Origin of the sequence: Candidatus Sulfotelmatobacter sp. (assembly GCA_035504415.1) — a bacterium.
Lineage (GTDB): Bacteria > Vulcanimicrobiota > Vulcanimicrobiia > Vulcanimicrobiales > Vulcanimicrobiaceae > Vulcanimicrobium.
The window spans coordinates 157,587-173,558 of the sequence record DATJRY010000021.1; the positions used below are offsets into that span (position 1 = coordinate 157,587).

Below are 15,972 nucleotides of genomic sequence, written 5' to 3' on the forward strand. Positions count from 1 at the left end.
ATGCGATTTTCTCTCCGTAACACGATCGTCACCGGCGCGCTGCTGGCCGGCGCCGCACTCGCCGCCTGCAGCGGCGGCGGCTCCCGTGCGGCCGTTCCCACCGGTGCCGCTACCAACGCCCCGACCACCAGCAGCAGCAAAGGCAATGGCCTGAGCGGTCCGCTCGCCAAGATCACGATCACAATCCCGCGTCACGCGAGCTTCACCCACAGCAAACCAGCGGGAACCGCGCGCGCGCCGCAGGGTGTCGCCGCACGGCGTGCGCCGAAGTATGTCAGCCCCGCCACCCAGGGCCTGCAGATCACGGTCAGCGGCAACGGGACGACGCAGACCGTCTACGCCGACACCTCCGGGTCCAACTGCACCAACCTCACCTCCTCGCAGACCGGCAATACGACGGAGACGTGCACGATCGAGGTGCCGGTCGTGGCGGCGTCGGAGACGCTTACCGTCGACGACGTCGACGTCAAGCCGAACGACGACGGCAGCAGCGGCAATCCGCCCGGCTACGGCGACGGCTTCACCGGCGGCCACGTGTTGGCGGTCGGCACGACGACGGCCACGCTGACCGCGGGCCAAACGACGCAGATCTCGCTGGTGCTCGGCCAAGTCACCGGCGGCTTCTTCGACTGCGGAAACCTCGACGCATCGAACTCCTCAAACGCCGGCTACGACGCTACGACGGCGGACGAGACGACCGCAACGCTGCCGTCCGGGTACAACGGTGACAATAGTACGGCCCTCGGACGCCTCGTCTTCACGGCCGGCCAACCCTCTTGGATTCAACTGGTTCCCGAACTGACGGATTGGGACGACCAAAGTCAAGGGTTTGCCTCTCCCTCGCCGGCGCTCGTCGACGTCAACGCATCGCCGGCACCGGTCACGGTGACCACGAGCCTCCAGCACGTCGGCCTCGCCGCCTCGAACGCGACGGCACCGCTCGACCCCTTCAACGAATCGCAGACCTACGTGCCGCCGCCCACCCCGCCGCCGTTCGCCTCGACGACCTCCAGCGTGTCGATCGGCGACCAGAGCTACTTCTGGATGTTCGGCTACTTCCCAGTCATCGACGTCGTCTACGACGGCTCGACCGCAGCGGTCGCCGGCACCGTCAACGTGAACAACAACCTGACGGCGACCGACCTGTTCGACAACAATCCGTACACGTTCGTCGCGCCGTACACGGTCGCGTTCGTCTCGGCGAGCCCCACCACGCTGACGCTCTCGCTGAGCACGAACCCCAGCGCAGAAGTGGTGGGCTCGGACTACCAAGCGGCGCTCGAGGGGATGACCTCGATCTCTCAGCCACCGAATCACGACCAGACCGAATGCGAGACCAGCGGCGGGGTGGAGCTGGCCTCGGTCACTGCCGGCACGATGAACACCACTACCTGGCAGCAGCCGTTCACCGTCACGGCGATGGCGACGGGCACGTGCACGTTCACCCTCATGGACGTCATCACCGACGTCGTCTCGCCGCCCGTCACGGTGACGATCGGCAGCTGAGCCCCGAGGGCCCGGCGGGGGGACCATCGGCCGAACCGAGGACGCCCTTCGGGAGAAGCGAAGGCCGAACCGAAACGACCCCGAGCGGGAGGGGGTCGTGAGGTTCGGCCCTTTTTCTTCCCACGCGTAAGGAGTCTCGTCTCAGCCATGGCATCGTTCACCGTCGACGCGCTCGTCATCGGCGCCGGCCCGGGCGGCTACCACGCCGCGATCCGGCTCGGCCAGCTCGGCAAGAAGGTCGTCTGCTTCGACCGCGACGAGGTCGGCGGGGTCTGCCTGAACTGGGGCTGCATCCCGACCAAGGCCCTCCTGCACGTCGGCGAGATCACCCGCCAGATCGACCACGCCGCCGAGATCGGCCTGAAGGTCCCCAAGGCCGAGATCGACCGCGCGGGCGTGGCCGCGTTCAAGGACAAGGTCGTCAAGGCCAACGTCGGCGGCGTCAACCAGCTCTTCAAGGCCAACAACGTCGAGTTCGCCTACGGCGACGCCTCGTTCGTGAGCAAGAACGTCGTCTCGCTCAAGAAGAAAGACGGCACGACCGACGAGTACACCGCGCCGGCGATCGTCATCGCCACCGGCTCGGCGCCGGTCGACGTGAAGGCGTGGCCGCGCGACGGCGAGACGATCATCAACAGCGACGACGCGGTCAAGCTCGAGCGCATTCCCAAGAACCTGCTGGTCGTCGGCGGCGGCGTGATCGGCCTCGAGTTCGCGACCGTCTACACGCGCCTGGGCGCGAAGGTGCTCGTCGTCGAGGCGATGCCGAACATCCTGACCGGCACGGATCTCGAGATCTCGAAGACGCTCGGCCGCATCCTCAAGAAGCAGGGCGTCGAGATCGCGCTCAACACCAAGGTCGGCGCCCTCGAGAAGACCGGCAAGCACGCGGTCAAGGCGACGATCAACGGCGAGTTCACCAGCGGCAAGGACGAGACGCGCGAGTTCGACATGGTGCTGGTCGCGGTCGGCCGCCGCCCCGTGACCGACACGCTCAACCTTGCCGCCGCCGGCCTCGCCGTCAACGACAAGGGCTTCCTCGAGGTCGACGCGCAGCGCCGCACGACGGTGGACGGCATCTTCGCGATCGGCGACGTCGCCGGCGCGCCGCTGCTGGCGCACAAGGCGATGAAGGAAGGCGTCGTCGCCGCGGAAGTGATCGCGGGCGACCGCGCTTCGGCGTTCGATCCGGTCGCGGTGCCGAACTGCGTCTACACCGATCCCGAGGTCGCGACGGTCGGGCTGTCCGAGGAAGAGGCGAAGGCGGCCGGACACGAGATCGTCGTCGGCAAGATGGCGCTGATCGCGTCGGGCCGCGCGCGCACGATGAACGAGACCGACGGCATGATCAAGCTGATCGCCGACGCCAAGACCGACCTGCTGCTGGGCATGCACATCATCGCGCCGCAGGCGGAATCGCTGATCGGCGAAGGCGTCATCGCGCTCGAGATGGGCGCGACCGCCGAAGACGTCGGCCTCTCGATCCACCCCCATCCGACGCTGACCGAGTCGATCATGGACGCCGCCGAGTTCATCCACGGCAAGGCGATCCACATCGTCAACCCCAAGCCGAAGAAGCAGCCCGCGGCGGTCTAGTTGCATGGCGGCGCGCGCACGGCTCCTCGATCTCGGCCGCCGGGAATACCGCCCGGTGCTGGAGCTGCAGCGCGCACTGCATGCCGCCGTCAGCGCCGGCCACGAACCGGACACGTGGCTGGTCGTCGAGCACGAGCCGACGGTCACGCTCGGCCGCAACGCCAAGGAGTCGAACCTGCTGCTCGCGCGGCCGCTGCTCGAAGCCCGCGGCGTGGCGGTCGTCCCGGTCGAACGGGGCGGAGACGTCACCTATCACGGGCCGGGTCAAGTGGTCGTCTACCCGATCCGCCGGCTGGCGCGCTTTCGTGAGGTCGTGCCGGTCGTCAACGCGATCGAAACCGCCGTCATCTCGACGCTGCGCCGTTTCGGCATCGTCGCGCAGCGGCGCGCCGAGCATCGCGGCGTGTACGTCGGCGACGAGGCGATCTGCGCGGTCGGGCTCGCGGTGCGCGGCATGACCTCGCTGCACGGCTTGGCCCTCAACGCCGACACCGCGCTCGACTACGACCGCCTCATCACGCCGTGCGGAACGCCGCAGTTCGGGATCACCTCGATCTCGGCGCAGCTCGGCCGCGAGGTGACGTGGGCGCAAGCGCGCGACGTGCTGATCGAGGAGCTGGCCGGCGCGTTCGCCGTCGAGTTCGAGCGCGAGACGCTCGCGCCGGGGGCGCCGCTGCCCTTGCCGGCGAATCCCGTGGTCGCGATAGCATGAGCGTGACCGACGAGCAGATCCTGGCGGGCTTTGCGAACCTGCACCAGGTCATCACCACCGGCTTCGACGCCGTGCGCGCCGAGATGGCGGCAATGCGCGCCGAACTGTGCACGGAGTTTCGTGGCGAGCTCGGCTCGCGGCTCGGCGCGTTCGAGAACCGCATGATGCGGCGCTTCGATCAGATCGACGCGCGGTTCGACCGCCTCGAGGCGCGCGTCGACGATCACGAGCGGCGCATCTCCACCCTGGAAACCCCATGACCACCATCGACCTGATCGACCCGCAACCGCCTCGCCGCAAGCCCGAGTGGCTCAAGGTGAAGCTCCCGCACGGCGAGACCTACGAGCATGTGCTCGACGAGGTCAAGCGGCTCGACCTGCACACCGTCTGCCAGGAAGCGCGCTGCCCGAACATCGGCGAGTGCTGGGGCGCCGGCACGGCGACGATCATGATCCTGGGTGACACCTGCACGCGCGGCTGCCACTTCTGCAACGTCAAGACCGGCTCACCGAAGGGCGAAGTCGATTGGCTCGAGCCCAAGCGCGTCGCCGAAGCGGTCGCCGAGCTGGGCTGGCAGTATTTGGTGCTGACGGCCGTCGACCGCGACGATCTGGCCGACGGCGGCGCCGCGATCTTCGCCAGCACCGTGCGCATGATCCACAAGAAGGCGCCGGATGCGAAGGTCGAGTGCCTGACCGGCGATTTCGCCGGCGACCTCGCGGCGCTCGACGTCGTGCTCGACGCACAGCCCGAAGTGCTGGCGCACAACCTCGAGACGGTCGAGCGGCTGCAGAGCAGCGTGCGCGACCGGCGCGCCGCCTACCGCCAGTCGTTGGCCGTGCTCGCGCACGCGAAGCGATCCGGCAAGGTCACCTACACCAAGACCTCGCTGATGCTCGGCCTGGGTGAGACCGAAGACGAGATCGCGCAGGCGATGGACGACGCACGCGCCGTCGGCGTCGACATCTTCACCATGGGTCAGTACCTGCAGCCCACCAAGCGTCACCTCGACGTGGTCGAGTTCCTCACGCCGGAGAAGTTCGCGCGCCTCAAGGCGCTGGGCGAGAGCAAAGGCTTCGTGCAAGTCGTCTCCTCGCCGCTCTCGCGCAGCTCGTACCACGCCGAACAAGCCTTCGTCTGAGCCGGCGGTGACCGACGGGCTGCCCCTCCCGCGGCGGCGCGTCGCCTATCTCGCGCTGGCGATCTCGGTCGCCATGTCGGTGCTCGACGGCTCGATCGCCAACACGGCGCTGCCGACGATCGCGCGCGATCTGCACGCCGACGTCTCCGCTTCGATCTGGGTCGTCAACGGCTTTCAGCTGGCGGTCACGGCGACGCTGCTGGCGTTCGCCTCGCTCGGTCAGCTGCGCGGCGCGGCACGTATCTATCGTCTCGGCGTGGTCGTGTTCATGCTCGGCTCACTCGCCTCCGCGCTCTCGCACACGCTGCCGCTGCTGATCGCGGCACGTGCGTTCCAAGGCATCGGCGCGTCGGCGATCATGTCGATCTCGCCGGCGATCCTGCGCGAGATCTTCCCGCGCGCGCAGCTGGGCCGCGCGCTCGGTCTCAACGCGCTCGTCGTCGCGACCAGCTCGGCGGCCGGCCCGACGATCGGCGGCTTCATCCTGGCACTGGCGCCGTGGCCGTGGCTGTTCGCCGTCAACGTCCCGTTCGGCGTGCTCAACATCGCCCTCAACAGCGCGCTGCCCGGGGACGAGCGCGCGGGCGGCTGGCCCGATCTCGTCAGCGTGGTGACCAGCGCGCTCGCGTTCTCGCTGGCGATCTGGGGACTCGACGGCTTCGCACGCGCCGAGCCGCTGTGGGAGATCGCGGTCTGGATTGGCGCGGGCGTCGTCGCGGCGGTCGTCTTCGTGCGGCGGCAGTTCACGCTCGAGCGGCCGATGATCGCGCTGGACCTGTTCCGCATTCCACCGTTCGCGATGGCGGCCGCGACGTCGCTGGCGACGTTCACCGCGCAAGGCTTGGCCTACATCGCCCTGCCGTTCTTCTTCCAGGAGGCGTTGGGGCGCACGCCACTCGAGTCGGGCTTGCTGCTGACGGCGTGGCCGCTCTCGATCGCCGTCGTCGCGCCGATCGCGGGACGCCTTGCCGATCGCTATCCGGTCGGCATCCTCGCGACGCTGGGCTTGGCGGTGCTCACGGTGGGGCTCGGCTCGTACGCCGGCATGCCCGCGCATCCGTCGGCGGCGATGATCGTCGGCCACGGAGTCATCTGCGGTTTGGGCTTCGGTTTCTTCCAGTCGCCGAACAACCGCGAGCTGATCGGCAGCGCGCCGCGCAGCAAGAGCGCCAGCGCGTCGGGCCTGCTGGCCGCGATCCGCGTCGGCGGTCAGACCGTCGGAACGGCGCTGGTCGCGATCGTCTTCGGCCTGTTCGGCGCTTCGATCGCGCACGGCACGCCGACCGCGACGATCGTCGGCCGCGCGGCGCCGGTCGCGCTCTGGGTCGCCTGCGGTTGCGCGGGCATCGCGACCCTGGCCAGCGCGTTGCGCCTCTTCCAGCGGGGTACACACCCGGCATGAGCATCACGGAGATCAGCGCCGACGCGCTGCTCGGCATGGCCCCCGCCGACGTGACCATCCTCGACGTCGGCCAACACGCCGGCAAAGCGGAGATCCGCGGCGCGGTGCGCTACCGCCCGCATGACCTGCTGCGCCCCGATCACCTCGTGCTCCCGCTCGCACCCGAGAAGCCGGTCGTCCTGTACGACGCGGACGGGCGCGGCGATCTCACTCGCAAGGTCGCGGACCGTTTGGCCTCGTCCGGCTACGGCGACGTGCGGATCCTGCTCAACGGCTTCGCGGCCTGGACCCAGATCGACGGACCGACACAAGAGGCGTCGCTCGAGCAGATGGTCCCGCCGGCCGAGCCCGACGAAGTGCAAGCGCTCGACCGCCGCCTCTGACGGCGCTCAACGGCGCTGTTGCGCCTGGACGCCGATGGACGTGCTGGTGACGCTGACCGGCACGCTGACCGTCGCGCCAACGGTGTCGCCGACCGTTACCGTGCAGGTACCGCTCTCGAGCCCGGGTGTGACGGTGAAGGTCACCTGCGCCCCGCTGGTCGCCGGCGTCGCGGTCGTCGGGCTGATCTCGGCGACGAACCGCTCGGCAACCGGCGACTGGTTCGCCGGACTCGGCGTGCAGCTGATCGCCGACGTGAAGCTGCCCGCATAACCGGCTTCGCTGACCGCCAGCGGCGCCGGCGTCGGCTCCGGCGAGCCGAGGAAGAACGCGATGCTGTTCGGCGTCGCGAGCGGGGTCGGCTGCGCCGCGGCAGTCGGGGTCGGCGTCGGCATCGGCGTCGGCGTAGGCGTCGGTCCGCTCAGCAGCTTGTAGAGGACCAAGATCGCCGACGTCGCGCCGGCAGTTGCCACACGACCCGACCAAAGCGACACAAGCACCGATCCAAAGGGGAACGGGCAAACTGCATCCCCGTAGGTGACACTCGGTTCGCTGTCCCGCCGGACGACTCCAGCCGGCGGCAGCTATCGAAACTGAGCGGTCTCGCGACCAAGGACGAACACCCGTCGGACCGTCGAATCTGAGCGCGATGACGACCCGATCGACGTTTCTTGCCGCCGGTGCGACGGTAGCCGCCGGCGCACTGGCCAGCGCCCCAACCGTAGCGGCCGACCAAGGCCACGCGATGTATCAGGTCCTCGCGCGATCGGCGCGACACCGCCAAGTGATCGCTGCACCGAGGCTCAACGGCGGCGCGGCACTGCGGTACGCGGGCAACACGCTCAACGCGTTCCAGTTCGCGCTGGGCCAAGGCGCCGGTTCGTGCCACGTCGTCGCGGTCTTCTACGGCACCTCGCTCGGCTACGTGCTCGACGACCAGATCTGGGCGCGCTACAAGATCTTCGACCTGCTCGACGCCGCCGGTGACCCGCTGCCGACGATGGTGCACTCGCCGGCAAATCCGTTCTACCGCGCGCGCTCGACGATGAGCGCGACGGCGAACCCGAGCGACGAGCGCGGCTTTTATCACGACTTCACCGTCGAGGCGCTCACCAGGCGCGGCGTCTCGTGGTTCGCGTGCGACAACGCGCTGCATTCACTGAGCGGACAAATCGCACAGATGCATGGTGCCGACGCGAGCCGCGTCTACCAGGACCTCGTGACCCATCTGGTCCCGGGCACGACGATCGTTCCGGCCGGCGTCGCCGCGATCGTCGTGGCCCAGGAGCTGCACTACGCCTTGCTGCCGGCGTAACCGCCTAGGGACCGACCGTCACCGTGACGGTCTGGCTCGGCACGTAGACGTAATCACTGCTCGCCATGCCGAGGTCGTAGAGGTTGAAGGTGCACGTTCCGATCGTGGTGCCCGTGATCGTATACGTCTCGACCCCCGTCGCCGAGTCGAAGGCGCCGGGCGTGACCAACGCGTCTCGGTTGTTCCCCGACGCGTCGAAGCAGCCGGCATCAGCGCCACCAAAGTTCTGGCCGCCGGACTGGACGCCCAAATTGGTGGTGGTTCCGTAGTCCGATCCGGTCACGGTAGCCGTGTTCGTGCCGGAGAGACTCAGGCTGACGGCGGTCGGTGAGACGGTGAGCGGAACGATCGTGTACGTCTGCACCGCGTTGTACGGTCCGACCGTGAACGGCGTCGAGCCGTTCGCGACGAGCGATGCGGTGGCGGTCGACGTGTCGACGTTGGAGCCGCCCACGACGGGCCCGTTCGAGAACGTGACCGTCGCTGGTGCGGTCAGCTCCCCGTCGGTGTAGAGGCCGACGGTAAAGTACTCCTGATCGAACTCGTAGCTGTCGTCGGGGATCGAAGCGACTTGCGCGTAGCCGGACGGCGTGGACCCCGGGCTCGGGAAGGTGGGCAGATCGTTGGCGAAATTCGCGTTCTGGTACGGGAAGAGCAGGACGTGCGATGAGGAGGAGACGGCCGTGACCGGCGCGGCGGTGCCGCTGACGTCGTAAAACGGGCGTGCGGTCGTGTCCGCGTCCTGGGTATCGTAGCCCGCTCCGTCCGCGTCTTCGAACCAGGGGAAGAGCCCGTTCGACACCGGCGTCCCGCCGGTGACGACGACGCGGACCGCGCCGCCGAAGCCTTGGTTCTCATATTGTCCCCAGTCGGCCGCGAAGTTCGTCGTCGTGTCGGAGTACATCCACACCGTCTCGTCGTTCCAATTGTCGACGACGGGCCCGAACGCGATGTTGACGACGGTCTGGCCGCCGACCACCGTCGCCGACGCGCTGGTGGTCGGGGCATACGCCAAGATGGAGGTCCCGCTCGGGAAGCCGTCGCCCTCGTAGGAAGGCAGGCCGCTGACGGTGCCTTCGTCCGTGGGCGTCTGGTCGACCTCGTAGCCCTGGATCGACTCGGTCGCGGCGAGAGTCGGCAGAAGAATCGTGCAGGTGGAGACGGTTCCGCTCGCCGTGCATTCGGTGGCCGAGCTGCCGGCGGAGACGTCGGCGTAGACCGTCTTCATCGTACCGCCGGCGGTGACGGTGAACGCAACGCCGGCGACGGCCCGGGAGATGTACTTCGGCGTTCGCACGGACGACGCGATGCGCCCGACGAGTGCCTTTGCCTTGGTGGGACGTACCGGCTTCGCACGGTTGATCGTGAACGTCACGCGCACGCCGGAGCCGGCCGGTGAGACGGGGCTCGTCGTCGGCGCGGTCGAGGGTGAGGTCGGGACGGCGGCGTGCAGCGCACCGCCGCCGCCGCCGCTGCAGGCGGCGAGCAGGACAGCTGCCAGCGCCGGAACGCCGACGCGGCTGAGGTCGAAACGTACCATGACTCGGTGGTCCTCTACTTCCGGTGCTTAGCGGAGATCGTCGCGTCGAGGGTGGAAACCGTCACGGGGACGACGAGCGTGTTCGCCCCGCCGTCGGAGATCGTGAGCGCGCACGTCCCCGACGCGGTCCCCGGCGCGACCGTGAACGTCGACGACGTCTGCGCCGTGATGTCCGCGACGTCGGTGGAGGGTTGGCCGGACGGGTTCGGCTGACACGTCAGCGCCGCGCTGAAGCTCGCGCTCGGATTGGACGACTCGCTCGCCGCCACGGTGGCAGCCGCCGATCCAAACTCGAGCGCAAGGGCGCTGGGCGCTGCCGCGATCGCCGAGGCGGGTTGCGCCGCGATCGTGAGGGTCGTCGCCGGCAACATCAAGTCGGTGTCGGCATCGCCGAGCGAGAACGAGCAGCTCCCTGCCCCGACCGGGATGACCGAGAAGGCTTGGACGCCGGTCGTCGCGTCGATCGTTCCGGACGGAACGATCACCGCGTAGCCGCCGTTGCCGTTCGCGTCGAGACACGGCGAAGCTTCGCCTCCGCTCGTCGAACCGTAGTCGGTGAGGCTCGCGCTAGCCGGCGTGCCCACCGCGAGCGACGTACTCGCGAGCGACTGCGAGAGCACCGCGAGGACAAACGGCTCGCTGTCCGTGTACGGGTTGCCGCCGTTACTGGCCGGAAAGCCGACGCTGCTCGGGCTCGCAGTAAGATTGTTCGACGCCTGGATGGTGTAATAGGGCGTCGAAGCCGGCGGGACGCTGCCGTCGTACGAGATGGCGTAGATGAACGTCGACTCCGGAAAGAAGAAGTACCCCCACGCGTAGTCGTCGGTGGGCATCGACACCGTCTGCGCCAGGCCTCCCGACGGCGGCGGCACGATCCCGGAGCTGTTCAGGTAGACGTTCTGGTCGTTGGCGAATCCGGCGTTGCGATAGGGATACACGAGCACGTGCTGCGTCGGCGTGCTCGATCCGACGAATGTTTGGATCGTCGGCGCGACCGCCGCGCCGTTGACGTCGACGAATGACAGCGGGACCTTATCGCCGTCGCCGGCGGATCCGTCCTGGTTTAGCCACAGCATGGCGCCGAGCGCGAGGACCGGCGTGCCCGCGACCGCGACGATGCGCGTCGTCGGATAATCCTGGGCGATCGTCGAAGCCTGCGAATAGAAGTTGAGCGGGGAGAACCCGCCGATCACCGGGGAGAGGCCGACCAGCGTTACGCCCGTCGTCCCGGACGACGCCGGCGTCACGGACCCGCTGCCGACGGCCAAGATGTTGGCCTTCGTCGCGAAGCCCGTCCCGTATCCGTTCGTCTCGTCGAGGGGCTCCTGATCGAGCTCGGTGACGGTCACCGTCTCTCCGGTACCGAGGATCGGGATCGGGACCGTGCACGTCTGTTGGTAGTTGTTACTCGCGGTTCCCGGACCCGGGCACACGACGTTGTTCGGGACGTTCGCGACGTCGACGTACAGCGTCTGCGAGCTGCCCCCCGCGGTGATCGCGACCTCGACGCCATCGACGTTCGGGGCGAGATACTTCGGAGCACGCCGACCGGACGCGCTGGTCTTCACCGGCCACGGCGCTCCGAGCGACGAGCTTGGCTTCCTATCGATCGTGAACGTCAGCTTCGTGGTCTTCGACGACGGCGCGGAGGACGGTGCGCCGGTCGGCGTGACGGCGGGCACGCTCGGGCGGGTCGCACCACCGCCGCCCCCGCCGCCGCAGGCGGCGAGGAGCAGCGCGGCGGCGATCGAGGCCGTGCCGAACGCGAGGGTGGATCGTTGTAGCATCTCCTAGTCCTCTACTTCGTCGTCCGGTGCTTGGCGTAGATGCCGACTTCGTTCTCGGTCACCGTCAGCGGCACGCCGAGCTTGTTGCCGGCCCCGTCCGAGACCGTGACCTCGCACGCGCCGGTCGCCGAACCCGGCGTCACGCTGAACGTGACGCTCGTCGGCGACTGCACCGTATAGGCGCTGACGATCGCGACTGTGCTGCTGCTGGCGGGATTCGCGACACATGCGATCGCCGGCGGCACCGAGATCGTGCTCGTGTCCTGCACGCTCACCGTCTGCGCTCCGGCGTTGGTGACGAGGTCGAACGCGAGGCTGCTCGGGCTCGCGGTGAAGCCGGCCGGCGTGTCGTAGCCGGCGATGGTCACCGTGACGGGATTGCTGAGCACGCCGGTGTCGCCGTCCGCGACCTGGAAGGAGCACGTCCCTTGCGCGACCGGCGTGACGCTGAAGGTGTTCGCCGACGAACCGGCCGTCACGGTTCCTGCGCCGGTGCCGCTGCAGGACTCGCTCGCGCCGCCGCCCGCGAGCGTCATCGCGGTGCGCGCTCCCGGCGCGCTGCCCATAACCGTCGCCGTGGCGCCGCTCGCCAGGCTCGCGGTGTTCGCGCTCACGCTCGCCGAGATGGGATCGATCGCGTACGTGACCGTCGCGTTGTACGGTCCGACGGCGAACGAGCCGCTGGCGGGGTTGTAGAGCGTGCCGGTCGCCGTCGACGTGCCGACGTTCGAGCCGTTGACGATCGGCCCGTTCGAAAGGGTGACGGTACTCGGTGACGTCGACTGCCCGTCATAGTTGATGCCGATGATGAAGACGCACTCCGCCCACTCGTAACCGTCGTTGGGAATCGTCGCGGTTTGCGCATAGCCGGGCGGCGTGGTCGACGACGGCGTCAGCGAGAGCGCCCCGGCGTCGTTGGCGAAACCGGGGTTCGCGAACGGCGCGACGGTGACGCCGGACGTCGACGAGACGAGCGTGAGCGGCGCCGCGGCACCGCTCGCATCGACGAACGGCAGCGCGACCGCGTCGGGATCGTACCAGCCACCGTCGGGGTCGGCGAACTCCGGCGTCACGAATCCCTGCGCCGGCGCACCGCTCGTGACCGCGACGCGGTCCGTCACGCCGGTGCCGACGTCGTTCCCGTTGCTCTCCACGCTGAAGGATGCGTTCGAGGTCGGGGTGTCGCCGCTGGCGGTGTCGATGCCCGGCCAGCAGTTGTACCAGCCGCCGACGACGGCCGAGATGCCGAGCTGCACGTTGGTGACCGTGCCGGGCGTCAGCGTCGCTTGCGTGGATCCGACACCCAAGATGTTGGAGTTGGTCGGGAAGCCGTCGCCCTCGTAGGCGGGAAGCCCGTTGGTTCCCTCGTCCGTCGGCGCCTCGTCGACCTCCGTCACCGCGATCGTCTCGGAAGCGGCCAGCCACGGAATCGCGAACGTGCACGTCTCGACGCCGCCGCCGTTCGTGCACGCGGCCGAGCTCTGGGTGATGTCGACGTACTGCGTCTTCGTCGTCCCGCCGGCGGTGACCGCGATTTGCAGACCGTCGCTAGCAGTCGAGACATATTTGGGCGACCGCTTCGCCGCGGCGCCGTGACGCGCGGCCGCCGCCGACGTCTTCTTCGGCCTCGTCGACGCGGCGCGGTTGATCTTGACCGTCAGGCGCGCCTGCGAGCCGCTCGCCGGCGCGGCGGTCGGCGCCGAGGACGGACTCCCGCCGGTCGCGTGCGGCACGCTCGCGGTGCCGCCGCCCCCGCCGCACGCGGCCAACAGCAGCGCAGCAGCGGCCGGCGCGCTCAAGCGCGTGAGAATAAAACGCAACATCGCTGAGCGCTCCTTACTTCTGCTTGCGGTGCGTGCCGAACACGCCCAGATTTGCGAGTGAGCTCGTCACCGGTACGACGGTCGAGCCGTTGTTGCTGTCGGTGATCGTCAAGTTGCACGAGCCCGTCTCGTCGCCGGGCGCCACCATGAAGAACGTGACGCCGTTCGTCGGACCCGTCAGGGTCGCGACCGCCGTTCCACTTTGACCCGAGGGATTTTCGGTGCACGCGATGGCCGCGCTGAACGTGCCGGCGTAGTTCGGCTCGCTGACACTGACCGGGGCCGGCGTCGGGCTCGACGAGAGGTCGAAGTTGACGGCGGTCGGATCTGCCAGCGGCGTCGGCACCGGGGTCGGGGTCGGGGTCGGGGTCGGCGTCGCGGTGGGCGCGATCGTCGGCGTCGGCGTCGCGCTCGGCGCGGCCGTCGGCGTCGGCGTTGCGGTCGGCGTCGCCGTCGAGCTCGGGGTGGGCGTTGGCGTCGGACCCGTCGCGGCACCCTCGTCCCACAGCGCGAGCACCACCGGCTCGCCCGCCGCGATGGCCAGCGTCCCCGGTGCGGCGGCGAACGAGACGGTCGTCCCGCTCACCGTTGCCGGCCCGTCAAAGAAGTCGTTCCAGCTGCCGTCCGTCGCTTGCGCGTACAGCGCCAGCTCGTAGTCGTCGCCCGCGACCGCGCTGGGGACCGTGAACAAGAATGCCGGCACCCCGCTCAGCGTCACGCTCTGCGTTGCGGCGAACTCGACGAAGACGATCGGCGCGGACGACGCGCTCGCCGTGCGGCGCGCGGCCGCCGGCCCGCGCGCCACCGAGCTGAACGTCGCGGTCCCGCTCGGCTGCGTCGGCGTGATCGTCTCGGTCAACGTCGCCGCGACGTTTGCCGTCGGCAGCATCCCGGAGACCGAGACCGTCCCGTCCGAAAGCGGGGGCAGCGCGACAGTGCTCGTCGTCGACGTCTGCACGGTCTGCACGTTGGACGGGCCTGCCGTCGGCGTCGGCGTCGGTGCGGCGAGATCGCGCGGTGGGGTCGTTCCCGATCCGCCACAGCCCGCGACGAGCGCGGCGCACAAAGCAAGAGCAGGGACAACCATAAGGGTTGGCCGGGGCAAGAACGGCAAAGCGGTTCCTCGCGGATGGAAGACAGAGCGACGGGCCCATCTCGGTGAGCGGCCGATCGCAAATGTGCGATCGGCGACATACCAAGATAGGCCAGCGTCACCCGCCTTGTGCCACGACGGCTCCGGCCCCCTGGGGGCTTACCCAGTCTTTACAAAGACAGGTTAGGCGTACACGCCGCGCGCTTTGAGCGAGCGCACGACGCGATCGATCGCGACCATGTACGCCGCGGTGCGATACGTGATGCCCCGTGTCTGCGCGACCTCGCGCACGACGCCGAAGTTCTCGAGCAGCTGGTCGCGCAGCCGTTCGTTGACCTGGGCCTCTTTCCAGAAGTAGCCCTGGCGGTCTTGAACCCACTCGAAGTACGACACGGTCACGCCGCCGGCGTTGGCCACGATGTCGGGGATGACGGTGATGCCGTTGCGGGCGAAGACGTGGTCGGCTTCGGGCGTCGTCGGCCCGTTGGCACCCTCGACGATCAGCTTCGCCTTGACGCGCGCGGCGTTGTCGACGGTCAGCACCTTCTCGAGCGCGGCCGGCACGAGCACATCGCACGGCACCTCGAGCATCGCTTGGTTCGACATCCGCTCGCCGCCGCGATAGCCGTCCAGCGAGTGGTGCTCTTGCGCGTACGCGATCGCGCCGGCGACGTCGACGCCCTTCTCGTTGACGTAGGCGCCCGTCACGTCGCTGATGCCCACGATCGTGCAGCCGGCGTCGGCGAACATCTGCGCCGCGATCGAGCCGACGTTGCCGAAGCCTTGTACCACGATCTTCGCGCCCTTGGGATCGATCCCCAAACGCGCCATCTCGTCGAGTGCGACGATGCTCACGCCGCGCCCGGTCGCCTCGACGCGACCGCGCGAGCCGCCGATGTCGAGCGGCTTGCCGGTCACCACGCCCGGCACGTTCATGCGGTGGTGCATCGAGAAGGTGTCCATGATCCACGCCATGTGCTGCGGCGTCGTGTTGACGTCGGGCGCCGGAACGTCTTTGTCGGGACCGATTACTTCGACCAGCTCAGCGGCGTAGCGGCGCGTGATGCGCTCGATCTCGGAGGTCGAGAGCGTGCGCGGGTCACAGGTGACGCCGCCTTTGCCGCCGCCGAACGGCAGATCGACGACGGCGCACTTCCAGGTCATCCAGAAGGCCAACGCGGTGACCTCGTCGAGCGTCACGCCGGGATGGAAGCGGATCCCGCCCTTGGCCGGCCCGCGCGCGAAGTTGTACTGCACGCGGTAACCCGTGTAGACCTCGAGTTGGCCGCTGTCGCGCTGGAACGGTATCGAGAAGATGATTTGGCGCGATGGGTGGGTGAGGATCGCGCGCATCCCGGGATCGAGGTTGAGCAGCGCCGCCGCTTCGTTGAAGTACGCGATCGCGTCGCCGAAGACGCTGACCTCGCGAACGGCGGTAGTACCCGGTACGGCTGTGGACATGAAGAGAATGGCCTCCTGAGCCGTCCTGCGTCTTTAGGACATTTAGCGAAAATACCTTGACCGCGACTCGCCATTTGGACCACGACGGCCCGGGTCGGAACCCCACGTCCCAGCGAATCAGGCGACGCTCGCTTTGCTCGCCGAAGCGTGCGTCCACGTTCATGGCCCGCCTGGGCACCTACTCGCTCTTCGCCGGGTTGCCTTACAGATCGGCC

14 protein-coding genes are annotated in these 15,972 nt (G+C 68.8%); 8 read left to right on the plus strand and 6 right to left on the minus strand.

All coding sequences use genetic code 11. The features are described from left to right. The 7 genes from VMD91_18535 (at nt 1) to VMD91_18565 (ending at nt 6,740) form a co-directional block, all read left to right on the plus strand. Nucleotides 1–1,506 (plus strand): hypothetical protein, encoded by a 1,506-nt coding sequence (locus VMD91_18535; GenBank protein HTW86075.1) that lies wholly within the window; start codon nt 1–3, stop codon nt 1,504–1,506. Nucleotides 1,507–1,653: 147 nt separating this feature from the next. Then, nucleotides 1,654–3,102 (plus strand): dihydrolipoyl dehydrogenase, encoded by a 1,449-nt coding sequence (gene lpdA / locus VMD91_18540; protein ID HTW86076.1) that lies wholly within the window; start codon nt 1,654–1,656, stop codon nt 3,100–3,102. Between the two features lie 4 nt (nt 3,103–3,106). After that, entirely contained in the window at nt 3,107–3,814 is a 708-nt protein-coding gene (gene lipB / locus VMD91_18545) for a lipoyl(octanoyl) transferase LipB (protein ID HTW86077.1), read from the plus strand. Beyond that, nucleotides 3,811–4,074 (plus strand): hypothetical protein, encoded by a 264-nt coding sequence (locus tag VMD91_18550; protein HTW86078.1) that lies wholly within the window; start codon nt 3,811–3,813, stop codon nt 4,072–4,074. The genes lipB and VMD91_18550 overlap by 4 nt, the downstream gene beginning before the upstream one ends. Beyond that, complete coding sequence (gene lipA, locus VMD91_18555; protein ID HTW86079.1) at nt 4,071–4,955, plus strand: lipoyl synthase; 885 nt, start codon at nt 4,071–4,073, stop codon at nt 4,953–4,955. Before VMD91_18550 ends, lipA begins: the two co-directional genes overlap by 4 nt. 7 nt (nt 4,956–4,962) lie before the next feature. Further along, entirely contained in the window at nt 4,963–6,357 is a 1,395-nt protein-coding gene (locus VMD91_18560) for an MFS transporter (GenBank protein HTW86080.1), read from the plus strand. Continuing rightward, nucleotides 6,354–6,740 carry a rhodanese-like domain-containing protein gene (locus VMD91_18565; protein HTW86081.1) on the plus strand — a complete coding sequence of 129 codons (387 nt, stop codon included), beginning with the start codon at nt 6,354–6,356 and terminating at the stop codon, nt 6,738–6,740. Before VMD91_18560 ends, VMD91_18565 begins: the two co-directional genes overlap by 4 nt. A gap of 6 nt (nt 6,741–6,746) precedes the next feature. On the opposite strand, the gene VMD91_18570 is transcribed toward VMD91_18565, so the two are convergent. Continuing rightward, nucleotides 6,747–7,211 carry a hypothetical protein gene (locus tag VMD91_18570; GenBank protein ID HTW86082.1) on the minus strand — a complete coding sequence of 155 codons (465 nt, stop codon included), beginning with the start codon at nt 7,209–7,211 and terminating at the stop codon, nt 6,747–6,749. A gap of 176 nt (nt 7,212–7,387) precedes the next feature. On the opposite strand from VMD91_18570, the gene VMD91_18575 reads away from it, so the two are divergent. After that, nucleotides 7,388–8,053, plus strand: coding sequence for a hypothetical protein (locus tag VMD91_18575; protein HTW86083.1), 666 nt, complete (start codon nt 7,388–7,390; stop codon nt 8,051–8,053). Nucleotides 8,054–8,057: 4 nt separating this feature from the next. Here the strand turns inward: VMD91_18575 and VMD91_18580 are convergent, their stop codons facing one another. The 5 genes from VMD91_18580 to VMD91_18600 form a co-directional block, all read right to left on the minus strand. Then, the gene (locus tag VMD91_18580; GenBank protein HTW86084.1) at nt 8,058–9,593 is read right to left on the minus strand and encodes a hypothetical protein; all 1,536 of its coding nucleotides are present in this window, start codon (nt 9,591–9,593) and stop codon (nt 8,058–8,060) included. A gap of 14 nt (nt 9,594–9,607) precedes the next feature. Then, nucleotides 9,608–11,380, minus strand: coding sequence for a hypothetical protein (locus tag VMD91_18585; protein HTW86085.1), 1,773 nt, complete (start codon nt 11,378–11,380; stop codon nt 9,608–9,610). 11 nt (nt 11,381–11,391) lie between these two features. Next, the gene (locus tag VMD91_18590) at nt 11,392–13,203 is read right to left on the minus strand and encodes a hypothetical protein (protein HTW86086.1); all 1,812 of its coding nucleotides are present in this window, start codon (nt 13,201–13,203) and stop codon (nt 11,392–11,394) included. 13 nt (nt 13,204–13,216) lie between these two features. Beyond that, nucleotides 13,217–14,269: a hypothetical protein gene (locus VMD91_18595; protein ID HTW86087.1), complete on the minus strand. Its 1,053-nt coding sequence runs from the start codon at nt 14,267–14,269 to the stop codon at nt 13,217–13,219. Nucleotides 14,270–14,479: 210 nt separating this feature from the next. Continuing rightward, complete coding sequence (locus VMD91_18600) at nt 14,480–15,757, minus strand: Glu/Leu/Phe/Val dehydrogenase (GenBank protein HTW86088.1); 1,278 nt, start codon at nt 15,755–15,757, stop codon at nt 14,480–14,482. Nucleotides 15,758–15,972 lie beyond the last annotated feature (215 nt).